At 75.0% G+C, this 23,784-nt stretch carries 18 protein-coding genes; 8 read left to right on the plus strand and 10 right to left on the minus strand.

Annotated elements, in window-relative coordinates; translation table 11 throughout:
* Positions 1 to 12 precede the first annotated feature (12 nt).
* On the minus strand, positions 13 to 996 hold the full coding sequence (locus CLV28_RS10430) for an aldo/keto reductase (RefSeq protein WP_100423266.1): 984 nt from the start codon (positions 994 to 996) through the stop codon (positions 13 to 15).
* 91 nt (positions 997 to 1,087) lie between these two features.
* Here CLV28_RS10430 and pdxR point away from each other — a divergent pair, with 91 nt between their 5' ends.
* Positions 1,088 to 2,641: a MocR-like pyridoxine biosynthesis transcription factor PdxR gene (pdxR, locus tag CLV28_RS10435; protein ID WP_100423267.1), complete on the plus strand. Its 1,554-nt coding sequence runs from the start codon at positions 1,088 to 1,090 to the stop codon at positions 2,639 to 2,641.
* Positions 2,642 to 2,688: 47 nt separating this feature from the next.
* A complete protein-coding gene (locus CLV28_RS10440) occupies positions 2,689 to 3,192 on the plus strand; it encodes a hypothetical protein (protein ID WP_100423268.1) in 504 nt (167 codons plus the stop codon).
* A 15-nt stretch (positions 3,193 to 3,207) separates the two neighbouring features.
* Here CLV28_RS10440 and CLV28_RS10445 read toward each other — a convergent pair whose 3' ends face one another.
* From CLV28_RS10445 to CLV28_RS10470, 6 genes are all read right to left on the minus strand, one after another.
* Complete coding sequence (locus CLV28_RS10445; protein WP_100423269.1) at positions 3,208 to 3,489, minus strand: DUF6510 family protein; 282 nt, start codon at positions 3,487 to 3,489, stop codon at positions 3,208 to 3,210.
* The gene (locus tag CLV28_RS10450) at positions 3,486 to 4,208 is read right to left on the minus strand and encodes a ferredoxin reductase (RefSeq protein WP_239073058.1); all 723 of its coding nucleotides are present in this window, start codon (positions 4,206 to 4,208) and stop codon (positions 3,486 to 3,488) included. Before CLV28_RS10450 ends, CLV28_RS10445 begins: the two co-directional genes overlap by 4 nt.
* Before the next feature lie 48 nt (positions 4,209 to 4,256).
* Complete coding sequence (locus CLV28_RS10455) at positions 4,257 to 4,850, minus strand: sulfite oxidase-like oxidoreductase (protein WP_100423271.1); 594 nt, start codon at positions 4,848 to 4,850, stop codon at positions 4,257 to 4,259.
* A 111-nt stretch (positions 4,851 to 4,961) separates the two neighbouring features.
* A complete protein-coding gene (locus CLV28_RS10460; RefSeq protein WP_100423465.1) occupies positions 4,962 to 7,835 on the minus strand; it encodes an FAD-binding and (Fe-S)-binding domain-containing protein in 2,874 nt (957 codons plus the stop codon).
* A 214-nt stretch (positions 7,836 to 8,049) separates the two neighbouring features.
* Complete coding sequence (locus tag CLV28_RS10465) at positions 8,050 to 10,254, minus strand: YhgE/Pip domain-containing protein (RefSeq protein ID WP_100423272.1); 2,205 nt, start codon at positions 10,252 to 10,254, stop codon at positions 8,050 to 8,052.
* Positions 10,251 to 11,069, minus strand: coding sequence for a hypothetical protein (locus CLV28_RS10470; protein WP_100423273.1), 819 nt, complete (start codon positions 11,067 to 11,069; stop codon positions 10,251 to 10,253). The genes CLV28_RS10465 and CLV28_RS10470 overlap by 4 nt, the downstream gene beginning before the upstream one ends.
* Positions 11,070 to 11,153: 84 nt before the next feature.
* Between CLV28_RS10470 and CLV28_RS10475 the strand changes: the two genes are divergently transcribed.
* On the plus strand, positions 11,154 to 11,801 hold the full coding sequence (locus tag CLV28_RS10475) for a TetR/AcrR family transcriptional regulator (RefSeq protein WP_100423274.1): 648 nt from the start codon (positions 11,154 to 11,156) through the stop codon (positions 11,799 to 11,801).
* A 72-nt stretch (positions 11,802 to 11,873) separates the two neighbouring features.
* Complete coding sequence (locus tag CLV28_RS10480) at positions 11,874 to 12,911, plus strand: NAD-dependent epimerase/dehydratase family protein (protein ID WP_100423275.1); 1,038 nt, start codon at positions 11,874 to 11,876, stop codon at positions 12,909 to 12,911.
* Positions 12,912 to 12,919: 8 nt separating this feature from the next.
* Here CLV28_RS10480 and CLV28_RS10485 read toward each other — a convergent pair whose 3' ends face one another.
* Positions 12,920 to 13,360: an OsmC family peroxiredoxin gene (locus CLV28_RS10485; RefSeq protein WP_100423276.1), complete on the minus strand. Its 441-nt coding sequence runs from the start codon at positions 13,358 to 13,360 to the stop codon at positions 12,920 to 12,922.
* 185 nt (positions 13,361 to 13,545) lie between these two features.
* Between CLV28_RS10485 and CLV28_RS10490 the strand changes: the two genes are divergently transcribed.
* Positions 13,546 to 14,025: an SRPBCC domain-containing protein gene (locus CLV28_RS10490; RefSeq protein WP_100423277.1), complete on the plus strand. Its 480-nt coding sequence runs from the start codon at positions 13,546 to 13,548 to the stop codon at positions 14,023 to 14,025.
* A gap of 78 nt (positions 14,026 to 14,103) precedes the next feature.
* Here the strand turns inward: CLV28_RS10490 and CLV28_RS10495 are convergent, their stop codons facing one another.
* Positions 14,104 to 15,678 (minus strand): hypothetical protein, encoded by a 1,575-nt coding sequence (locus CLV28_RS10495; RefSeq protein ID WP_157802599.1) that lies wholly within the window; start codon positions 15,676 to 15,678, stop codon positions 14,104 to 14,106.
* Between the two features lie 5 nt (positions 15,679 to 15,683).
* Positions 15,684 to 16,304, minus strand: a complete 621-nt coding sequence (locus CLV28_RS10500) for an RNA polymerase sigma factor (RefSeq protein ID WP_157802600.1) — start codon at positions 16,302 to 16,304, stop codon at positions 15,684 to 15,686.
* 254 nt (positions 16,305 to 16,558) lie between these two features.
* Here CLV28_RS10500 and CLV28_RS16210 point away from each other — a divergent pair, with 254 nt between their 5' ends.
* From CLV28_RS16210 to CLV28_RS15540, 3 genes are all read left to right on the plus strand, one after another.
* Positions 16,559 to 20,140 carry a S8 family peptidase gene (locus CLV28_RS16210; RefSeq protein ID WP_157802601.1) on the plus strand — a complete coding sequence of 1,194 codons (3,582 nt, stop codon included), beginning with the start codon at positions 16,559 to 16,561 and terminating at the stop codon, positions 20,138 to 20,140.
* Between the two features lie 170 nt (positions 20,141 to 20,310).
* Complete coding sequence (locus CLV28_RS10510; protein WP_157802602.1) at positions 20,311 to 22,308, plus strand: DUF4012 domain-containing protein; 1,998 nt, start codon at positions 20,311 to 20,313, stop codon at positions 22,306 to 22,308.
* Between the two features lie 165 nt (positions 22,309 to 22,473).
* Complete coding sequence (locus tag CLV28_RS15540) at positions 22,474 to 23,703, plus strand: hypothetical protein (RefSeq protein ID WP_157802603.1); 1,230 nt, start codon at positions 22,474 to 22,476, stop codon at positions 23,701 to 23,703.
* Positions 23,704 to 23,784: the final 81 nt, after the last annotated feature.

Below are 23,784 nucleotides of genomic sequence, written 5' to 3' on the forward strand. Positions count from 1 at the left end.
TGGGGTCGGTCGCTACGCCGCGTCGAGCAGCGACCGCACGTCGGGCTCGAGGTCGAGGTCGACAGCACCGAGGATCTCGTCGAGCTGCGCGACCGAGCTCGGGCCGACCACCGGGACCACGGGCACCGACCCGCCGAGGAGCCACGCGATCGCGACCTGGTTCGGCGTCGCGCCGACCGCCGCCGCGACCTCGCGCAGCAGCCGCAGCCGCTCGTGCGTCGTCGGGTGGTCGAACCCCGCCCACAGCGGCTTGTCGTCCCGCGTGAGCGCCCCCTGGAGCAGCGGCGAGTAGGCGACGACGTCGAGGGGCGCGGTCCCGTCGACGCGTGTGGAGCCGGCGTAGTCGAGCAGCTCGTACGAGGCCCAGTTGTGGCGCCCCGGCTCGGGCGTCGGGTACACGTACGAGAGGTTCTGCTGCACCAGGCCGTACGGCGCGACACCTTGGCGCGCGGCCTCCTCGCGCGCCTCCACCACGCGCCACAGCGCGACGTTCGAGATGCCGCTGATCCCCACGACGCCCTCCTCCTGGAGCGCGCCGAACGCGCCGACCGTCTCCGCGAGCGGTGTGTCCAGGTCGTCGACGTGCCCGTACAGGACGTCGAGTCGGTCGACCCCGAGGTGGCGCAACGACTCGTGCGCCTCACGCGTCACGGTCGCGGCGTCGAGCCCCTGGAAGTTCGTGGGCGGCGTGCTCGACAGTGGCAGCGCCGGGTCCTTCTTCGCCGCGCCGACCTTGGTCGCGACCCGCATCTCGTCCCGCGCACCGCGCTCGGCGAGCCACCGACCCACGAGGTCCTCGCTGTCCCGGCCGTGACCGCCCGCCCAGTAGCTGTAGTTGTTCGCGGTGTCGAGGAACGTCCCGCCCGCCTCGCGGAAGCGGTCGAGGATCGCGTACGAGGTCGCCTCGTCGGTCGTCGTGCCCATGTTCATCGTGCCGAGGCAGAGGGTCGAGACCTCGGTGCGGGCCGTGCCGGCCCCGATGCTGCGGTAGCGCATGGTTCTCCTTCGGTGGGCCGCGGTCCCGCGGCGCTCGGTCGGTCGCTCCTGACGCTACGAAGCGAACGGTCCGGGTGTACCGTCCACTTCGATGCCTGCCGACCAGACCACTTCGGCCGACGACCTGCTCCTCGACCTCGACGCGGCAGGTCCGGGGCCCCTGCACGCGCGGCTCGAGCGCGCGCTGCGCACCGCGGTCGAGTCCGGTCGAGTGCCGCCTGGCGCGCGGCTCCCCGCGAGCCGCACGCTCGCCGACCGGCTCGGGATCTCCCGGTGGTCCGTGACGGAGGCGTACGGTCAGCTCGTCGCCGAGGGCTTCCTCGAGGCTCGGAGCGGGTCGGGGACCCGCGCACCCCTGCGACCGACCAGCCCTCGGGCGGCCCGTTCGGGTGGCCCACCGGCCGCAGCACCGCCTGTCTCAGCACCGCACGCCGCAACACCGACTGCCGCACCACGGCAGGTCGGCAGGTCGCGGCTCGACCTCGCGGCCGGCGTCCCCGACCTGAGGGCGATCCCTCGCGCGGCCTGGTCACGGGCGGCGCGTGACGCTCTCGCGACCGTGCCGCACGACGAGCTCGCGGCGCCCGACGTCTCCGGACACCCGGGGCTGCGCACCGCGCTCGCCTCCTACCTCGCCCGGTCGCGCGCCGTGCGCTGCACGCCCGACGACCTGCTGGTCACGCACGGCTCGACCGACGCGATGACGACCCTCGTGCGCGTGCTGCGCGCCGCCGGGCACCGCGCCCTCCTCGTCGAGGACCCGAGCTGGCCGCGGCTGCGCGACGTCGCCGCGGCGGCGGGCCTGACCCCGGTGCCCGTGCCGGTCGACGCCGAGGGTGTCGACGCCCGCGCCCTCGTCACGGCCGCCGAGCGCACCGGCGCACGCCTCGCGCTGATCACCCCCGCCCACCAGTTCCCGGTGGGCACGGTCCTCGCGCCCGGGCGGCGCGACGCCGTCGTGCGCTGGGCGCAGGACGTCGACGGGCTCGTGATCGAGGACGACTACGACGCCGAGTTCCGGTACGACCGCCGCCCGGTGGGCACGCTCCAGGGCGTCGCCCCCGACCACGTCGCACTGCTCGGGTCCCTCAGCAAGACGCTCTCGCCGGCGTTCGCCCTCGGCTGGGCCGTGCTGCCTCCCGCGCTGCGGGCGTCGGTCGCGCAGGCCCGCGCCGCCGCCCCGTCGACGATCGACCAGCTCACCCTGGCGCGGTTCCTGCACGAGGGCGGCTACGAACGCCATCTGCGCTCGACCCGCCGCCGCTACGCGCGGCGTCGCGACGCGCTCCTCGCCGCGCTGGCCGCGCGGCTCCCCGGGTGCGAGGTCTCCGGGGTCGCGGCCGGGATGCACGTCGTGCTCGCCCTGCCCCCGGGAGCCACGGGGGCGGACGTCGCACGCCGGGCCTCGCTCCGGGGCGCCACCCTCACGGACGCCCGCCGGTACCGCATGACCCCGACGACCCGCGAGGCGCTCGTCGTCGGCTACGGCAATCTCGCCGACGCGCGTCTCGCCGAGGCCGTCGACGTGCTCGGCGCCGCGGTCGACGACGCCGTACAGAACTCGACGCGGGACTTGGCGGAGAACCCGGCGCAGCACGCTCGGCCGACCGCGCGATCTGTCACGCGATTCGGCGGAATCGCGTGACAGATCGCGCGGTCGCGGGTGGTGGGGGCGGGCCGTAGCGTCGGACCGTGACGCACGAGGCAGCCGACGACGCCGGGCAGGACCATGCCGCGCCGGACGACGCGAGCCGGACCTCCGGCGTCCGACCCCGACGGCTGCTGCTGCACGGGCTGAGCCTCTCGGTCACGGGCAACGCCCAGGCGTTCGGGTACTCGATCACGGTCACCGCGACCTACGGGGCCGTCGCCGCGAACCACGACTCCCCCACCCCCGGCGAGGTCATGGGCTTCGCGCTGTGCGCGGTGCTCGCGTTCTCGGTGCTCAACCTCGTGGTCGCGGCGCTGATCCGCCGCGACCCGACCGAGGGCGTGCCCGAGCCGGCCCGGGCCCTGCTGCTCGCGACGGCGTCCGACGTGCTCGCGGTCGCCGCAGGCGTGGGCGTCGCGCTCGGCGTGGCCGCCGGGGTCGACGGGTCCGCCGCGTGGCTCCTGGCCCCGCTCGCGTCAGGGTTCACGTACGTGCTCGTCCAGGCCGCCGAGCTCGCGGTCGGTCTGCGCCGCGCGCAGCGCTGATCCGTCGGCCGCTCGTCAGGCCCGCACCCAGGCCACGCCGCGCGCGGCGACGCTCGTGCCGGTCGGCGTCCCGACCACGACGAGCAGCACCTCGCCGCACTCGCGGCAGCGCGCGACCGTGCCCATCGCCGTCACGAACACCACGGCGCACGCGACCACCGAGACGTCCCCGCAGTGCGCGCACCGCGCGAGCGCGCGCGTCACGTCGAACGCGTAGACCGCGGCGAGCGGCCCCGCGAGCGCATTGCCGTCGAGCGCGTTGCCGTCGAGCGCACCGCCGTCGGGAGATTCCGTCATGACGCACCTCCGAACCTCTCGGTCTTGACCCGCGCCGGGTCGTGGCCCGCCTCCAGCAGCAGCCCCGCGACCGTCTCGACGAACGCCGTCGGCCCGCACACGAGCACCGTCAGGTCGTCGGACGGCGCGAACGTGCTCGCCGCGAGGTCGGCGGCGTCGAGGCGCCGTGCGGGGCGGGGCCATCCGGGCGGCGTCCGCCGGGTGTAGGCCCACGTGAGGTCGACCGCGGCTTCGAGCTCGTCGGCGAAGAACGCGTCCTGCGGCGTGCGCACCGAGTACAGCAGCCGGAACGGCGCGCGCGCCGCGACCTCGGGCCCCGCGTCGCGGCGCGCGCGCACCATCGCGGCGAGCGGCACGATCCCCGACCCGCCCGCGACGAGCTGCACGGGCCCGACGTCCTCGGGACGCCACACGAACCACCCGCCGAGCGGCCCGCGGACCTCCATGCGGTCGCCCACGCGCAGCTCGTCGACGAGGTAGGGCGAGACCTCCCCGTCGGGCACCCGGTCGACCGCGAGCTCGACGCGCTCGTCGGCGCCGACCGCCGCGAGCGAGTACGAGCGGGCCGCCTGGTAGCCGTCGGGTGCGGTGAGCCGCACGTCGACGTGCTGGCCGGCCACGGCCCCCGCGAACCCGGGCACGGCGAGCGTCACGGCCCGCGCGGACGCCGTGACCGGCGTCGTGCCCACGACCTGGGCCACGTGCCACTGCTCCGTCACGCCAGACCCCTCACGACTGATCCCTCACGACCGATCCCTCACGCCCGATCACGAGTACCGCTGCTCGAGCCACGGGTCGCCGTACGCGTGGTAGCCGTTCTGCTCCCAGAACCCGGGGACGTCGTCCGCCTGCGTCACGAGGCTGCGGATCCACTTGGCGCTCTTCCAGAAGTACAGGTGCGGCACGAGCAGCCGCACGGGCCCGCCGTGCACGGGAGCGAGCGGCTCGCCCTCGAACTCGTACGCGAGCCACGCCTTGCCGTCGAGCAGGTCGTCGAGCGGCAGGTTCGTGGTGTACCCGCCGTACGAGTGGGCCATGACGAAATCGTCCTCGGTCTCGACGTCCGCGAAGAACGCGTCGAGCGGGACGCCGCGCCAGCCGGTGCCGAGCTTGGACCAGCGCGTCACGCAGTGGATGTCGGTCGAGACGTCCTCGGCGTCCATCGCCTGCAGCGCGGCCCAGTCCCAACGGTGCGCCTCGCCGGTCTCGGTGTGGATCGAGAACTCCCAGCGCGACTCGTCGACGTTGGGCGTCGGGCCCGCCGAGAGGACCGGGAAGTCCTCGGTCAGGAACTGCCCGGGCGGCAACGGCTTCTCGGTGGGCTCACGGCGTCCGCCGAACCCTCGTGACACGACGGCCATGACCGGCTCCCTCCACTGCTCCGGCCTCCAGTGTCGGGGGCGCGGGTGGGCGGCGCATCCGGGCCGCCCACCTGGTGGCCGCGCGCGCCGGGCGTGCGCGCCGGGCAGCCGCTACGCGAGCCGGTCGGCGAGCAGCTGCGCGAGGCTCACGCCCTGCACGCCCGCGAGGTCGTCGGCCTGCGTGCGGCACGAGAACCCGTCCGCGAGGTACACCGACCCCTCGGGGGCGTCGCGCAGCGCGGGCAGCAGCGAGTTCTCCGCGACCGCGACCGACGTCTCGTAGTGCCCCTTCTGCATGCCGAAGTTCCCGGCGAGGCCGCAGCAGCCGGCGAGCGTCGTGATGGTTGCGCCCGCCTCGGTGAGCAGCTTCTCCTCGGCGCGGAACCCCATGACGGCGTGCTGGTGGCAGTGCGGCTGGACGACGGCGGTCACGTCCGAGAGGTCGGGCATCTGCCACCCGGTCTCGGGCGCGGGCCCGTGCTCGGGCGACGCGAGGAGCTGCGCGAGCGTGTGCGTCGCCCCGGCGACGGCCTGCGCGCGCGGGTCGTCGGGGAACAGGTCGAGCAGGTCGGAGCGCAGCACCGCGGTGCACGAGGGCTCGAGCCCGACGATCGGGATGCCGTTGACTGCGTACGGGCCGAGCACCGTGAGCAGGGTCGACAGGCGCGAGCGCGCACCGTCGAGCTGCCCCGTGCTGATCCACGTGAGACCGCAGCAGACCTCCTGGTCGGGGACGACGACGTCGTAGCCGGCCGCCCGCAGCACGCTGAGCGCCGCCTGCGGCACCTCGGGGTCGAACGAGTCGGAGAACGAGTCGGTCCACAGCACGACCTTGGGCCGGCCCGCGACGGGCGGGCGGCCCGGCACCTGGTCGAGGCCGAGGCCGGGGACGCCGTTCGACGCGCCGCCGCGCTTCCACCAGGTGCGGAACGGCACCTCGGCGAACTCGAGCATGTTCCGGCGCGTGTCCATGCCGCCGCCCCACAGGACCGCCTTCGCGATCGGGCGGTACGACAGCACCTTGTTGGCGAGGCGCGGCATCCCGGTGACCAGGCGCGCCCACCGCGGCAGCCAGCCGAGCGTGTAGTGGTCGACCGGACGCAGCTTCCCCTTGTACGTGCGGTACAGCGACTCGGACTTGTACTGCGCGATGTCGACGCCCGCGGGGCAGTCGGACGAGCACGCCTTGCAGCTCAGGCACAGGTCGAGCGAGTCGCGCACCTCGGGCGCCGAGAGCCCGCCGACGAGCGTGCCGTTGACGGCCTCCTGCAGCACGCGGGCGCGGGCCCGCGTGACGTCCTTCTCGTCCTTGGTCGCCTGGTACGACGGGCACATGAAGCCGCCCGACGCGGACGTGTCCGAGCGGCACTTGCCGACGCCCACGCAGCGGTGCACCGCCGTCGTCATGTCGTGGTGGTCGTGCGCGAACGAGAACCCGACGTAGCCGGACTTCTTCTGCATGCCCTTCGCGTCGGCGGGGGCCTTGGCGAGCAGCGGCAGCGCGAGCGGGCGCCGCAGGTCCTCGTCGATGCCGGCCGGGTGCACCACGACGCCCGGGTTGAGCAGCTCCTTCGGGTCGAACAGCGCCTTGAACTTCTCCATGAGCTCGATCGCCTCGGCCGAGTACATGAGGGGCAGCAGCTCGGACCGGGCGCGTCCGTCGCCGTGCTCGCCCGAGAGCGAGCCGCCGTACGTGCCCACGAGCATCGCCGCGTCGGTCAGGAACGTGCGCAGCACCGAGCCGGTCTCGTTCAGCGGAACGTCGATGCGCATGTGCACGCAGCCGTCGCCGAAGTGCCCGAACACCAGGCCGTCCACGCCGTAGCGCGCCATGAGCGCCTCGAGGTCGCGCAGGTACGCACCGAGCTTCTCGGGCGGCACCGCGGAGTCCTCCCATCCCGGCCACGCCTGCTCGCCCGCCGGGGTGCGCCCACCCAGCCCCGCGCCGTCCGCCCGGATCTGCCACATCTTGGTCGCGTCGGGCCCTGCGGGCAGGATCATCGTCGCGGTGCTCGCCGACGCCGCCACGATCTTCTCGGCGTTCGCCTGCGCGGCCTCGGGGGTGTCGCCCGCGACCTCGACCATGAGCCAGCCCGCGCCCGCGGGGAGCTCGGGCACCGACGCGGCGCCCTTGTGCCGTCGCACGACGTCGACGAGGCGCGCGTCGAGCCCCTCGATCGCGAGGGGCTCGAGCGGGAGCAGCGCGACGACGTCGTCGGCCGCGCTCGGCATGTCGTCGTACCCGAGCACGACGAGCGTGGGCTGCTTCGGGACCGGCACCAGCCGCACGGTCGCCTCGAGGATCGTCACGACCGTGCCCTCGGTGCCCACGAGCGCCTTGGCGAGGTCGGAGCCGTTCTCGGGCAGCAGGTGCTCGAGCGAGTAGCCCGAGACCTGGCGGCCGAACCGGCCGAACTCGGTGCGGATCAGCGCGAGGTTCTCGGCGACGAGCTCGGCGAGCCCCGGCACCTGCGCGAACGTCTTGTCGCCCGCGCCCGCCGTGAACCGTCGGCCGCGGCCGTCGACGACGTCGAGCGCGACCACGTTCTCGACCGTGCGGCCGTAGGCGACGGCGTGCGGACCGCACGCGTTGTTGCCGATCATGCCGCCGAGCGTCGCGCGGTTCTGCGTCGACGGGTCGGGCCCGAACCGCAGCCCGTGCGGCGCGGCGGCCTTCTGCAGCGACGACATGACGACGCCGGGCTGCACGCGCGCGGTCGAGGTGCCGGGGTCGACCTCGAGGATCTCGTGCAGGTGCCGCGAGACGTCGAGCACGACGCCCGAGCCGATCGAGTTGCCCGCGGTCGACGTGCCGCCCCCGCGCAGGGTCAGCGGGACGCCGACCTCGCGCGCCATCGCGGCCGCGGCGACGACGTCCTCGACCGTGGTCGGGAACGCGACCACGTCGGGCACGACCCGGTAGTTCGACGCGTCCGTCGAGTACTCGGCGCGTCGGCGCGTGCCGGTCTCGACCGTGCCCGACATGACCGAGCGCAGGGCCTCGGCGACGGCCTCGCGGGCCTGCGCGGCCGCGCGTTCGGCCTCGACCTCGGCGTCGTGCACGCGCTGCTCCGCCGACTCCTGGGCGGGCGGCGGGGTCGGTGCGGCGGTCAGTGCGGTGGGTGCGGGCGCGTCGGACACGCTGCGATTCTCGCACCCTCGCACGGGTGCGCACCCGAGGTGTCCGGGGTGCGGCGGGTCAGAGCACGAGCTCGGGCTGCAGGCGCGTGACGGTCCACACGCGCTGCCGCGACGCCGCCCACGTCGTCACCGCGAGCGCCCCGACGAGGAACGCGACGAGCACCGCGACGGCTGTCCACACCGCGGCGGGGTCGCCCCCGAACAGCAGGTGCCGCAGCCCCTCGACCCCGTAGGTCATGGGCAGCATGTGGTGGAACGTGCGCAGCGGCTCGGGCAGGGTCTGCCAGGGGAACGTGCCGCCCGCGCTGACGAGCTGCACGAGCATGAGCACGAGGCCGAGGAACTGCCCGGCGGCGCCGAGCCACACGTTGAGCGCCTGCAGGATCGCGACGAACGTCGCGGTGAGCAGCACGAGGAACAGCGCCGCGCCGATCCCGTGCACGGGCGTGATGCCGAGCCCGAACCACGTCACGGCGAGCATCGCGAGCACCTGTACGACGCCGACGAGGAACGGGGTGAGCCAGCCGCCGACCGCGGCCTGCCACGCGGGCCGTCCCGCGGCCAGGGCCCGCGTGGAGAGCGGGCGCACGAGCAGGAACAGCACGTAGGCGCCGATCCACGTCGCGAGGCTGAGGAAGAACGGGGCGAGCCCGCCGCCGTACGTCCCGGCGGACGAGAGCTCGGAGGCGTCGACCGCGACGGGGTCGCCGAGGGTCTCGGCGGTCGCGGCGGCGGTGTCGTCGTCGGGGTTCGGCACCTGGGCCAGGCCGTCGGCGAGACCGTCGCGCAGGTCGGTCGTGCCGTCGACGAGGTCGCCCGCGCCGTCGACGAGGTCGGACGTGCCGTCGGCGAGCGTGCTCGCACCCGCGGAGAGGTCCCCGGTGCCGGTCGCAAGCGTGCCCGCGCCCGTCGCAAGGGTCCCGGCCCCGGTGTCGAGCGAGGTCGCGCCCGCCGCGAGGTCGGACGCGCCGTCCGCGAGGGTCCCGGCCCCGGTCGCGAGGTCGGACGCCCCGGCGGCGAGGTCGTCCCCGCCGTCCGCGGCGTCGGCGACGCCCTGGGCGAGGTCGGGGGCCGCGTCGGCGAGGGTCTCGGCACCGTCCGCGACGTCCTGCGCCCCGGCCGAGAGCGCGTCGAGCTGGTCGGCCGCGCCCCGGACGTCGTCCGCGGCGTCGGTGAGCGGGCCGACCTGGTCGTCGAGCGCGGCGAGGACGGCGTCGACGGTGTCCTGCGGCACGCCCTGGTCGAGCAGCGTCCGCTCGAGGTCGGTGCGCGCGTCGGCGAGGCCCGCGACGAGGTCGTCGGCGGCCTGCGCGGCCTGGTCGCCGTAGCCCGCGACGCTCGCGTTGCCGTCGGCGACCTGCCGGGCACCGTCGGCGAGCGTGCGGGCGTCGGCCGGGAGGTCGGACGTCGCGTCGCGCAGCCGGTCGAGGCCCGCGGAGAGGTCCGTGGCGCCGTCGGCGAGGGTGCTCGCGCCGGTGTCGAGCGCGGTCGCGCCGGTGCTGAGGTCCGTGGCCCCGTCGGCGAGCGTGCCCGTCGCGGTGTGCAGCGCGGACGCGCCGTCGGCGAGGTCCGCGGCGCCGTCGGCGGCGTCCTGCGCGCCCGCGGCGAGGGTGGTCGCGCCGTCGTGCGCCTGCGTGACGCCGTCGGCGAGCCGCCCGCTGCCGTCGAGGAGCTGGTCGGCGCCGTCGAGCGCGTCGGCGAGGTTCGTGTGGATCTCGGCGAACCCGTCGAGGAACTGGGTCGCGGCCTCCTCGCCCACCTGCGACGCGACCGCGTCGCGAACCTCGCCCACGATGGTGTTCGCGATGGTCGTCGCGAGGTAGTTGTTGGCGTCGTTCGTGACCAGGCGCAGGCTCGCCTGGTGGGGTGCGAGCTCGCCCGCCGAGACGAGGTCGGCCGAGAAGTCCGGGCCGACGATCAGCGCGGCGTCGAACGTGCCGTCGCGCACGCCCTCCTCGGCCGCGGCCTCGCTCGTGGGGACCCACGCGAACCCGCCGTCGTCCTCGAGCTGGTCGGCGACGTCCTGCCCGTAGGAGACGGTCGACGTCGCGCCCGTCGCCGGGTCCGTCGTGGTCGCGCCGCGGTCCTGCACGACGACCGCCGCGGGCACCTCGTCGAGCCGCCCGTACGGGTCGTGGTTCGCGAACAGGTACAGCCCCGCGTAGAGCGTCGGGATGATCGCCATGGCGAGCACCGCGAGCCGCGGCAGCGTGCCGGACGTGAGCCGCCGCAGCTCGGAGAGCGAAAGGCGCAGCGGGGTCATCGGGGGTCCTCGGGTTCGGTGTCGTGGGTGTCGTGGGTGTCGTGGATGTCGCGGGTGTCGCGGGTGTCGTGGTCGGGCGCGGTGTCGGACGCCGCCGGGCCGGGTTCTGGCGCGGGCTCCGGCTCGGGCTCCGGCTCGGGGAACCGTTCGGCGAGCGCGATCTCGGGCGGCGAGTGCAGCGGGTCGGCGGAGCGTGCGCCGAGCAGCTCGGCTCCCAGGAGGCGCGCGGTGGCGCGGGTCGCGCCGACGAGCACGCCGTACCCCTGCTCGGCGTAGTGCCGGGCGAGCTCCCAGGTCGCGTGCGGGTCGCCGCCGTGCCGGTCGGGCAGCACGAGCACGAGGAACCGCACGTCGGGCCGTGCCGCGGCGAGCGCGGTGAGCAGCGCCGTCCGGTCGGGCCCGGCGAGCTGGTCGACGCGGGCGCGGCGGTCGAGGGCGCTGCCGCACGCGTACGCGGCGATCCACCGGGCGACGTCACCGGGCCACGCGCGCAGGCCCGCGAACGTGAGTCCCTCGGCGACGACGTCCGCGACCGTGAGCGCGTCGTCGGGCTCGGTGATGCCGGGCACGTCGACGACGGCGGAGACGTCGCGCAGCGTGCGCGCCCCGACCACCGCGCGGTCGCCGGCGTCGAGCACGACGGACCCGCCCGCGGGCCGCATGCGGCCGGTCGCGACGAGCGCGAGCGCGGTGTGCCCATGGCCCGGCTCGGCGGCGACGAGGACGCGCTCGCGCGTCGCGAGCGTGCCGGAGAAGGGCGCGAGCAGCGGGTCGCGCCGCCCGTCGACGCGCACCTGGTCGAGCGTGATCTGCACCGGTCCTCCGAACGTGTTGACTGACGGTCAACAACGCTACGCCTCTTGTTGACTCATGGTCAACAGTGCGGGCAGACTGGCCCCATGACGCCCCCGACCCGCCGCGCCGCCCGCCGCGAGCCCGAGGACCGCCGTCGCGAGCTGCTCGAGGCCGCGGTCGCGCAGGCCGACGACGCCGGGCTCGCCGACCTCGCCCCGGCCGACGTCGCCGCACGCGCCGGCCGCTCCAAGGCCCTCGTCTTCCACTACTTCGACTCCACGACGGGCCTGCGCCGCGACGTCGCGGCGGTCGCGGTCGCGGAGCTCGACGCCGCGCTCGTCGCCCCGCCCACGCTCCCCGCGGCCGCGCGTCCGGGGTACCTCGCGCACGCGTTCGTCTCGGCCGTGCTCGCGCGGCGACGCATCTGGCAGGACGTCTGGCTCGGCGCGCTCGCGACCGACCCGCCCACGCGCGAGGCCCTCGACGTGGTGCGCGACGCCCTGGTCGACCGGATGGCCCTGACGGCCGTCACGATCGGCGTCGACCCCTCCCCCCGCCTGCGCACGCTCGCCCGCGGGTGGGTCGCGCTCGTCGAGAACATCACGGCGTCGTGGCTCGCCGACGACCGGGTGCTCGACCGCGACGCGCTCGAGGAGATGATCGTCGCGAGCCTCGCGGTGCTCGCCCCCGAGCTCCCCGAGCCGACCCGCACCGCCCTGACCACGATCACGGGCGCCGCCGGGACGCGCTGACCTGCGTCGGCAGGCGGCGGGCACCCGCAGCCGATAGCGTCGACGCAGGCCCTAACCCCCCGGAGGTCCAGCATGCGCGTGGTCGTGGTCGGTGCGAGCGGGAACGTGGGGACGGCGCTGCTCGCCGCCCTCGCGCACGAGCCCGTCGTCACGTCGCTCGTGGGCGTCGCCCGCCGCGTGCCGCGCGCCGACGGCTCGAGCACGGTCCGGTTCCCGCACGACGCCGCGACCTGGGTGCGCGTCGACCTGTCGGCCCCCGTGCCCGACGGCGCCCCGGACCCGCTGCACGAGGCGTTCGCGGGCGCGGACGTCGTCGTCCACCTCGCATGGGCCGTGCAGCCGAGCCACGAGCGCGAGCTGCTGCGGCGCACCAACGTCGGCGGGACGCGCCGCGTGCTCGACGCCGCGGCCGAGGCCGGTGTCCGGCACGTCGTGCTCGCCTCGTCCGTCGGCGCGTACTCCGCGAGCCCCGTCGAGACGCCGCGGCGCGAGGACTGGCCCGCCCGCGGCATCACGTCGTCGGGCTACAGCGTCGACAAGACCGTCGCCGAGGACCTCCTCGCCGAGCACTCACGACGCCACCCCGGGACGGTGTTCACCGCCGTGCGCTCGGCGATCGTGGTGCAGCGCGAGGCCGCGAGCGAGATCGCCCGGTATTTCCTCGGCCCGCTCGCCGCGCTGCCGCTGCGCCGCGACGGCACGGTCCCCGTGCTCGTGTGGCCCGAGGGCCTGCGGCTCCAGGTCGTGCACGCCGCCGACCTCGCCGACGCGTACCGGCGGATCGTGGTCCAACGGCAGCCGGGCGTGTTCAACGTCGCGGCCGACGACATCCTGCACGCGCAGGACGTCGCCGACGTGGTCGCCGACGGCAAGCTGCGGCTCGTCGCGGCCCGGACCGCGCGCACGGCCGTCGACGCCGCGTGGCGGCTGCGCGCGCTGCCCATGGACCCGGGCTGGGTCGACCTCGCGCTCGGCGCGCCCGTGCTCGACACGAGCCTCGCGCGCACCCTGCTGCGATGGTCACCGACCCGCACGAGCCGCGAGGCGATCACCGAGCTGGCCGCGGGCTTCGCGGACGACGCGACGCCCGCGAGCCCGCCGCTGCTCTGACGCCCGGGTCAGGACTCGAGCGTCGCCTCGAGCGTGATCTCGGTGCCCGTGAGCGCCTTCGAGACCGGGCACGTGGCCTTCGCCTCGGCCGCGACCTCGGCGAACCTCGCGGCGTCGATGCCCTCGACCTCGCCGCGCACCGTGATCGCGATCGTCGGGATGCGGAACCCGCCGGCCGGGTCCTCGCCGAGCGCGACGTCGGCCGAGACCTCGAGCGCGACCGGCGTCGCGCCCGCGGCCGCGAGCAGCGCGGAGAGCTGCATCGCGAAGCAGGACGAGTGCGCGGCCGCGATGAGTTCCTCCGGGCTCGTGACGCCCTCGGCGTCCTCGGCGGCGCGGCGCGGGAACGACACGTCGAACGTCGCGGCGCCCGAGCTCGTGAGCTCGACCTGCCCGGTGCCCTCCTCGAGGGTCCCGTTCCATGCGGTACGTGCGATGCGGTGCGGCATGCTGTCTCCTTCGTCGTGGTGGCTGGGCGCCCGCGAGGCTCGGCCGGGCGGGGCGCCCCGGCCAGGGTAGGACGAACCCGGGGAACACGACCGTCGGCGGCCACGGCGCCGACTGAACACGGTGCCGACGGGCACGGTGGCGACTGAACACGGTGGCGAGGCCGACGCTGACCGATACTGACGGGATGCCGCTGTCCTCGTGGAACCGCCACGGCTCGACGCTCACGATCGTCTGGGGCGTGACGCACGACCGTGACCGCGCGTGGCGCGGCCTGACCGACCCGAGCCTCGTACCCCGCTGGCTGGGCGAGCCCCTCGGGTGGGACCTCGCCGTCGGCGGCCGGGTGGACGTCGACCACGGGAGCGGAGCCGTCTCGCGCAGCGAGGTCCTGCGCCTCGAACCCCCAGCCCTCCTGGAGATGACCTGGGACTTTCCCGACGAGCCGAGGTCCCGCGTCCGCGTCGACCTCGTGCACGACGACCCGGCGAGGACGTGCCTCACGCTCGAGCACGTCGCGCTGCGCGACGACCTCGTGGACGACTACCGCGCGGGGTGGATGACGCACCTGAGCTACTTCGAGGCCGCCCTCGACGGCACGTCGCTGCCGAGGCAGCAGTTCTGGAACCTCCACGCGAGCTTCGCCGCGCTAAGCAGGCCGCACTGAGGTGGCCGCGCTGAGCAGGCCGCGCTGAGCAGGCCGCACTGAGCCAGCGCCGCCCGGTCCGGGCCGTCCCGCGGGCGATCAGCGTCCGGCCGTGGTGTCGATCACGGACTCCGCGACCGCGAGGACCGACCAGACCCGACCGTCGTCCGCGGCGAGCAGGTACGCGGGCTCGAGGGTCATGGTGCCGGCGTCGTCGACCACGTCGACCGTGCCGAGGGTCGCGCCCGTGATCCGGACGTCCTCGACCGGCCAGGCCACGTCGCCGCCCGGGGTCGGGGCGGGCGGCAGCGCGACCGGCGCGTCCTCGCCCTGCTCCGGCTCGTCCTCCATGATCCCGATCGGCGGCCCGTCCACCGCCGGGTCGTCGACGAGCGTGGGCGTGAACCGCGGGTCGCCGAGCCGGGCGACCGCCTCGACCGGGCTCACGACCGGACGCTGCCCGAGCTCGACCACGGGAGCGAGGGGTCCCGAGAAGTCGGTCACGCCCTCGGGGCCCACGCCCACGCCCCACGTGGTCGACGTCGCGACGCCGCCGAGCTCGAGCGTCGCCGTGACGTGGACGACGGGCGAGGCGGCCTCCGCGTCGGCCTCGACCGCGACCGTCGCGCCCGCCGGGAGGCCGGCGGTGACCCCGAGCGTCGCGAGGAGGTCGCGGGCCTGCTGCTCGGCGTCGGCGACGTCGGGCGCGTCGGCGGCACCGTCGCACCCGTCGACCGGGATCCCGGGGCTGTCCGCGAGCGCAGAACCGTCGTCAAGCACCGAGCCGTCGTCGAGAGCAGTACCGTCCTCAAGCGCAGAGCCGTCCTCACGCGCAGAGCCGTCGCCCGTCGACGACGCCGCGTCGTCCCCGCACGCCCACAGGTCGACACGGGCGTCGGTGTACCAGGCCGACGCCTGCCCGTCGACCTGCACGCTGAGCTGCCTCTCGTCCGTGCCCACGGTCCACGCCCCCCAGGCGTAGCGCGGCTCGCCGGGCACGCCGAGCGCGTCCGCGACCCGCGACGCCCCCGCGGACGTCGCGACCGACGTCGCGTCGAAGCCCCAGGCCTCGGCCGTGGCCGGGCCGGTCGGCAGGTCGCCCGCGGTGAACACGATCCGCTCGGGGGTCGCGGGCCACGCCCACGACGACGCGGCGTCGGCCGCGCCGGTCGCGGGAAGCTCCTCCGACGCGTCCGCCGAGCCCGGCCCGGCGAGGCCCGCGTCCGCCTGCTCGGCGCCCGACCCCGTGCCCGCCTGGTCCGCGAGCGAGGCGTCGAAGGATCCGCCCCGCCCTGCTCCTGCGACGTACCCCGCGCCGCCGACGACGAGCACCCCCGCCGCGCACGCCGCCAGGAGCACGGCCCGGTGCGATCCCCAGCGGTGCGCACCGGCGCGCGCCGGGCCGGGCTCGGCCGCGGCCTGGGCGCGCACGCGCTCGTCGGTCGCGGCCCGCACGCGGGCGAGCGCGTCGAGGTCAGCGGTGCCCTCCAGTTCGGCGGAACGGGCCAGTTCGGCGGCGCGGTGCGGGTCTGCCGCCTTCAACCGCTGCCACGCGACGTCCTCCGCCCCGGCGGCCCCGATCGACCGCACGTCGCCCGTGTGCTCGCCGTCGTGCTCGCGCTCGCGCCCCACGGACCCGTCGGCCCGGGATCCGTCCTGTCCGTCGTCCCGCACGCCCGTCACCCGTCCCTCGCCGTCCTGCCCGTCGTCCTGCCCGCCGCGCTGCCCGCGGCTCCCCCCGTTCGTGTCCCGGGCCGCCCCGGGCTTGCGCCGCGCACGGACCTGGCCGGCCCCTCGTCGTCCGACACCTCGGCCCAGACCGCGCGCAACCGGGACCGGGCGCGGGACAGCGCGGCGTCCGCACCGCCACGGCTGGTGCCGAGCACGACCGCGAGGTCGTCGCCGCCCACGCCCTCCCAGGCGCACAGCACGAGGATGGTGCGGTCGCGCGGCGAGAGCGCGGCGAGGGCGCGCCGCACGGCGTCGTCCGTGACCGCGAGCGCCGCGGGGTCGAGGTCGGGCACGTCGTCCGCGCGGGGCTCGGGCATCTCCGCGAGCGGGACGGCGGCGGCGCGGCGGCGGTGGTTGGCGAGCACGAACCCGGCGGTGCGGTAGAGCCACGCGAGCTCGTGGCCGTCGGGCACGTCGTCGCGGCGGCGCCACGCGGTCGCGAGCACGTCGGCCGCGAGGTCCTCGGCGTCGACCGCGCCCGACGGCATGCGGCGGCGCAGGAACCGCAGCACCGCGCCCGCGTGCGCGGTGAAGAGGTCGTCGAACCAGCGACGGTCGTGGTCGGGCAACGCGCGCTCCCTGCGTCTCGGGCCCGGTCGGGCGACGGCGGGCGCGGCCTGCCGCCCCGACCCTGTCGTGTGCCGAGGCCGCCGTGACTTGCAGCACGTCTCGGTAACGATTCACCGGATGTTTCACGGATTTAACACTTGAGCCACATTCGCGCCGCTGTGTGACGTACGTTACCCAGCGTGCACCTTGGTCGTGCACAGGCCTCACAGGGCCGAACCGCCAGTGGTGACCCACCACCCGAGAGAAGAGTGCGATGACCCGAAGAAGAGCAGCTGCACTGTCCAGCCTGGCCGTGCTCGCCCTGATCGCGACGGGTGCTCCCGCCGTCGCGGCCGACGGCGACCCGACCGACGGCGCCGCCATCCCCCTGACCGACCACGACCTGCCGACCGACGGCAAGGTCGCCCCTGCGCTGCAGGACGCGACCGGCACCGTCACGGCGTTCGTCCAGCTCGACACCCCGTCGGTGGTCGACGCCGCGGGCACGGACGCCACCCCCGCCGAGGCCGCCGCCGTCAAGGACGACGTCGAGGCCCTGGCCGCGCAGGTCGTCCCGCAGTCCTCGAGCGCGAAGGCGCGCTCGAAGGCCGGGACGCCGACCCGGCTGTCCGTCACGTCCACGCTCGTCTCGGGCGTGATCGTCGAGGGCGACGCCGCGAAGGTGCGCGCGCTCGCCGACGACGCGTCCGTCACGTCCGTGTACCGGATCATCCCGAAGACGCCGTCCAACAAGGGCACGGACGTCTTCACCAAGGCCCTCGCGACGTGGCAGAGCACGGGCAAGACCGGCAAGGGCGTGCGCGTGGCCGTGGTCGACACGGGCCTCGACTACACGCACGCCGAGTTCGGCGGGCCCGGCACGCAGGCCGCGTACGACGCGGCGTACCACGGCGACGGTGGCGGCACCCCGCCGGCCGGGACCTTCGACGACGCCAAGTTCCTCGGCGGGTACGACTTCGCCGGGCACGACTACGACGCGAGCGGCACGGTCGCGGGCACCACGCTCGTGCCGTCGCCCGACGCGAACCCGATCGACTCGCCGCAGGCGCTCGGCTCGGGCCACGGCTCGCACGTCGCCGGGACCACGGCCGGGTACGGCGTCCTCGCGGACGGCTCGACGTTCCGCGGCGACTACTCGACGCTCACGGACATCTCCGACTGGAAGGTCGGGCCGGGCTCGGCCCCCGAGGCCGGGATCTACGCCTACAAGGTGTTCGGCGACATGGGCGGCTCGACGAACGTGGTCATCCCCGCGCTCGAGGCCGCGGCCGACCCGAACGGTGACGGCGACACGAGCGACCACGTCGACATCGTCAACATGTCGCTCGGCTCCGACTTCTCGCCCGCCGACGACCCGGAGAACCTGTTCGTCGACAAGCTGAGCGAGATCGGCACCCTGTCGGTCATCGCCTCGGGCAACGCGGGCGACGTGACCGACGTCGGCGGCTCCCCGGGCAACTCGCGCTCGGCGCTGACGGTCGCGAGCACGCTCGGCAACACGCGCACGCTCGACGCGGTCGAGGTCACGGAGGGCCCGCTCGCGGGCACCTACCCGGCGCAGAACTCGATCAACTACGCGGGCACGAAGGACGTGACCGCACCGGTCGCGTTCCTCGGCGCCACGTTCGACGGCTGCACGGCGTTCACGGACGCGCAGAAGTCGGCCGTCGCGGGCAAGATCGCGTACCTCTGGTGGGACGACGACGACGCGACGCGCCGTTGCGGCTCGACCGCGCGGTTCGACAACGCCACGGCCGCGGGCGCGGTCGGCGTGCTGCTCCCCTCGTCGGTGCCGGTGTTCACCGCCGGCATCTCGGGCAACGCGAAGATCCCGGGCGCGCAGCTCACGCGCGAGTCGACCGAGACGCTCGCCGCGGCGATCGAGGCTGGCACGCTCACGCTCGCCATGGGGCCCTCGTACCTGAGCGCCTCGCTCGTGACCGACGACTCGCTCGCCGACACCGTCTCCGACTTCTCCTCGCGCGGCGTGCACGGCTCGCTCGGCGTGGTCAAGCCGGACGTCGCAGCGCCGGGTTCCGGCATCTCGTCGGCCGCCTCGGGCACGGGCACCGACCCGTCGACCAAGTCGGGTACCTCGATGGCCACGCCGCACGTCGCGGGCATCGCCGCGCTCGTGCTGCAGGCGCACCCGGACTGGACGCCGCAGCAGGTCAAGGCGTCGGTCATGAACACCGCGACGCACGACGTGTGGACCGAGGCCGGCCAGCAGGGCGTCGCGTACGGCCCCGAGCGGGTCGGTGCGGGACGTGTCGACGCGCTCGACGCGACCGAGAACACGACCCTCGCGTACGCGGCGGCCGACCCGGACCTCGTGTCGGTGTCGTTCGGCGTCGTGCCCGTGGGCTCGAAGAAGGTCGTGCTCGACAAGACCGTGACCGTCAAGAACACGGGCACGAAGTCCGCGACGTACACGACCGGCTTCACGCAGTCGAGCACGAGCGGTGACGCGAGCATCAAGGTCACGCCCCGCAAGATCGTCGTCCCCGCGGGCGGCGAGCGCACCGTGACCGTGACGCTCACGGCGAACCCGAAGTCCCTCGCCAAGGAGATCGACCCGACCTCCGACCCCGAATCTGGCGTGGGTGTCCCCCGCGACTTCGTCTCGATGGTCTCGGGCCGTGTCGAGCTGACCCCGACCAAGGGCGGCGACACGCTGCGCGTGCCCGTCCAGGCAGCACCCAAGCTCGTGAGCGACATGTCGGCGCAGGACGTCACGTTCGCCAAGGGCGCCGAGAACGCGCCGCTCACGCTCGAGGGCAAGGGCGTCGACTCGGGCGGCTGGCTCTCGATCGTCGCACCGTTCGAGCTCAAGGCCACGAGCCCCGTGCTCCCGGCCGACGCCGCCGCCGGGGCCTCGCCCTCGTCGATCGCGTCGGGCGACATCCGCAACGTCGGCTTCGCGTCGACCGCGCCGCAGCTCGCGGCCGCCGGGGCGAACCCCGCCCAGGGGACCATCGGCATCGGCATCCAGGTCGAGGGCGAGTGGGCGACTCTCGGCAGCACGATGAACCCCGTCGTGCTGACCGACGTGAACGGCGACGGCCGCCCCGAGTTCGAGACGGACGTGTACAAGTACGAGGACCTCGACGTCACCGTCGCGGACACGTACAAGATCACGTACGCGGCCAACGGCACGCCGTCCTACGCGCGCGTCGCCCTCGAGGGCGTCAACGGTGCGTTCGGCGACCTCGACACCACGGTCTTCGACAACGACACGCTCGTCGTGCCGCTGCCGATCGCCGCGCTCGGCCTCAAGGCCGGGGCGACCCCGACGTTCGAGGTCATGACCCTCTCGGCGTACGCCGACGGCGCGCTCGACTCGGTCGAGTTCACCGCCGACCCGTTCAACCCCGGCTACTGGTTCGACGGCGGCTCGCCCGACTCGCTGCTGTTCGTCGACTCGCCCGAGTCGGAGCTCCAGGTGCACCGTGCGAAGGGCGCCACCGGCGACCTGCTGCTCCTGCACATGCACAACGCCACGGGCGAGCGCGGCGAGGTCGTCGAGGTCGAGGACTCCTCGACCGCGATCACGCTCGGCGTCAGCGCCCGGTCGCAGTGCGTCAACGGCAAGGCGATGGTCGCCGTCTACGCGTACAACAGCGGCACGTCGAAGACCACGATCGACCTCACGACCCCGTGGGGCACCGAGACGGTCAAGAACGTGAAGCCGAAGTCGGCCGCGTACAAGCTCTTCGACACGAAGAGCACGTCCGTGACCGCAGGCACCGCGACGATCACCGGCACCGCCGGCTCCAAGGGCGACCAGGTGAGCACCCAGCTCACCAAGCCCTGGGCCGCGATCAGCTGCAGCTGACGTCCCACCGACGGCGGCGTCCCCTCGCGGGGCGCCGCCGTCGGCATGTCCGGGGTCTGCCGGGCACGCCCCGGGCACGGCTCGGCACGGTCCGGCACGGAGTGCGGTGCGCAGCGATTTCGCCCGGTTCACGGGGCCCGCGCAGGGCGGGTCGCGCCTAGGGTGTGACGGTGAGCACCCCTGACGACGGCCCGGCGCCCACCGACGCGCCCCTCCCGGCCGTTCAGGACGACGCCCGGCCGGCCCCGGCTGGTGAGCACGAGTCAGGGCAGGACGAGTCAGGGCAGGACGAGTCACGGCCGGACGATGCAGGGCAGGGCACCACAGGGCCGGACGATGCAGGACCGGACAGCGCGGGCGCCGTCCGACGTCGGCGCGGGCGGGTCGCCCGCTGGGTCGTGCTCTGGCTCCTCGCCGCGCTCGTCGGGGTGCTCGTGTGCGTCGCGTTCCTCGTCCGGGACGCCCTGACCGCCAAGGACGCGCTCGAGCACGCGCTCGACGGGGTCCCGGCGGCCGAGCAGGCGGTCCGCGACGGTGACGCCGAGGCCGCGCGCCGCGCCCTCGCGGACGTGCAGCCGTGGACGGAGTCCGCGCGCACGCACACCGACGGCTGGCTGTGGTGGGTCGCCGCGCACGTGCCCGGCGTGGGCGCCGACGCGCACGCCGTGACCGTCACGTCGGCGTCGGTCGACACGATCACGCAGGACGTCCTGCCGCCGCTCGTCGAGGCGGCCGGGCTGCTCTCGGCGGGCGGGAGCCAGGGGGGCGGGGTCGCGCTCGCCCCGGTCGCCGCGGTCGCGCCGCAGGTCGTGGCGGCGTCGTCCACGATGGACGACGTCGTGGCGGACCTCGCGGCGATCGACACCTCCGCGCTGCTGCCGGTGCTCGCCGACCCGGTCGAGCAGGTGCAGGACAAGTCGGTCGAGCTCGCCGGCACGGTCGCGGCGGGCGCGACGCTCGCCGAGCTCCTGCCGCCGATGCTGGGCGACGACGGCCCCCGGCGCTACCTGCTCATGAGCCTCAACAGCGCCGAGCTGCGCGCCGCGGGCGGGATCCCGGGCGCGGTCGCGGCGCTCGACGTCGAGGACGGTGCGGTCACGCTCGGCCCTCAGCTCGCCTCGGGCGACCTCATGCCGGGCGCGGAGCCCGTCGGTCCGATCGACCCGGAGGACCTCGCGCTCTACTCCGACCGGCTGGGCAGGTTCCCGCAGGACACCGTGCTGACGCCCGACTTCCCGACCGCCGCGTCGCTGCTCACCTCGATGTGGCAGCGCGCCGAGCCCGGCCAGGTCGACGGGGTCATCGCGACCGACCCGGTCGCGCTGTCGTACCTGCTGGGAGCGACGGGCCCGGTGCGCGTGCGCGGGGTCGACGTGACGCAGGACGACGCGGTCGCGATGCTGCTGCGCGACGCGTACGCCGAGCACGAGGCCGGTCCCGAGACCGACGCGTTCTTCGCGGACGTCGCGGCCGCCGTCCTGTCGACCCTGACCACGGGCGGCACGGACCCCGCGGCCGCCGCCGACGCGCTGTTCCGTGCGGCGGGCGAGCACCGGATCCAGGTCTGGTCGACGCACGAGGACGAGGCCGCGCGCCTGCAGGACACGGTCGTCTCGGGCGCGCTCGACGCGTCCCCGCGCGCGGCGAGCTCCCTCGGGGTGTTCTTCAACGACGCGGTCTCCGGGAAGATGAGCTACTACCTCGACAGCTCGGTCGAGGTGGTCGCGAGCCGCTGCGAGTACCTGACCCGGGTCGACACGGTCGACGTGACCCTCACGTCGACGGCACCGGCCGACGCGGCGACGTCGCTGCCCGCGTACGTCACGGGCCTGGGGCCGCTCGGCTGGTCGGCGGGCGACATCGTGATGAACGTCGTCGTCTACTCCCCCGTGGGCGGGAGCGTGGGCGTCGTGACGCGCGGGGACCAGCAGCTCACGGGCGGCCTGTCGACGACGCACGGGCGCCGCGGCGCCACCCAGGTGACCCAGCTCCTCGCCCCGGGCGACTCGGTCGTGCTGCGGGTCGAGGTCACCTCGCTCGGTGCCGGCCCGGGTCTCGGCGACGCCGACGCCCGCCGCGCGTCGCGCACGGGCGAGCTCGACGTGTGGAGCACGCCGACCGTCACCGAGCCCGGGCTGCAGACCGTTGCGGTGCCGTCCTGCACCTGACGCACCGATTGCCGCAGAACCCCGGAATCACCCTCTTTTCACCCTTGGACGCACTGCCCTCGGACCCTGCGCGCGCGTAGCGTGAGAGGGACCTTCACGGGTGTCCGCGAGCCGGTACGCACCACGGCCCACGGCCGCCCCACGACATCGACCACGGGGCCCACCATGTACCGCAGACCGAGGTACCACTCAGCGCGAACCGCCTCCCGGGCGTGGGCCGTCGTCGCCGGCGTCGCCCTCCTCGTCCCCGTCGCGGCCGGTGGGGCGAGCGCAGCGACCGACGCTCCGACGACCGACCCGAGCACGTCCCCGAGCGGGCCGTCCTACCCGCCCGCGGTCGAGCTCACGACCCTCACCCCGGTGTGCGACGGCGACGTCCCGTACCTCGAGTACTCCGCCGACCTGACCGAGGCCGAGGGCGCGGACGACGCACCCGCGGCCGACGCCGCAGGGCTCGCGGGCGGCGGGGCCCGGCTGGGCGCCGCCGTGCCGACCGACCTGCGTGGGCTGCTGCCCGCAGCCGACGACGACACCGTGACGATCCGGTGGATCAACCCGGGCGGTGACGACATTGTCCAGACCGGCACGCTCGCGGGCCGCCTGCTGTGGCCGGGCGCGGTGGTCGACGGCTCGGGCGCCCCGCTCGACTGGCCCGGCTGGAGCCAGCTCGCGGACGGCACCTGGGTCGAGGGCGGCGACGGGTTCGACTGGGTGCGCCCGACCGTCCAGGTGGTCTTCACCGTCAACGGCCAGGACATCCCGCGCACGATCGGCTACCCGCCGTCGAGCCCGAACTGCAAGACCAACCCCGAGAACCCTCCGACGACCCCGCCGACCACGCCGCCGACGACCCCGCCGAGCGGTGCACCGACGATCGAGGTCAAGACGCGCACCCCCGTGTGCGTCCAGGGCGTGACCTACCTCGACTACGAGGTCGCCGTGACCGGGACCCCGAACGACCGGGTCTCGATCACGTGGCACAACCCGACCGGTGACGACTTCGTGCAGTCCGACCTGCCGCTCAAGGGTCGCGTGCTGTGGCCCGGGGCCTACCCCGAGCGGTTCGTCGAGCTGCCGGCGTCCGACGGGTGGGAGCTCGTCAACAACATGTGGCAGAACACGCGGGACTTCGGCTGGGCGGTCGGCGACGTCGAGATCACGTTCGCCGTCAACCCCGAGGCGACCGTGACCGTGACCTACCCGCAGGACACCGCGGGCTGCGTCAAGAGTCCCGGTGACGACGCGACGCCCGTCGCCTACGTGCCGGACAGCCCGGACGACTCGTTCCTGCCGCGCACCGGTGCCGAGATCGCGGCCTGGGCGGTCGGCGCGCTCCTCCTCGTCGGCGCCGGCACCGCGCTCGTGCTCTGGACCCGCCGCCGCAAGGAGAGCTGACAGGCACAGGCCGCCCCACAGGGGCGCCTGCACGACGAGAACCCCCGGTGGAGCAACCACCGGGGGTTCTCGCGTTCCGGG

Source organism: Sediminihabitans luteus (assembly GCF_002797595.1).
In the GTDB taxonomy this organism is placed as follows: domain Bacteria; phylum Actinomycetota; class Actinomycetes; order Actinomycetales; family Cellulomonadaceae; genus Paraoerskovia; species Paraoerskovia lutea.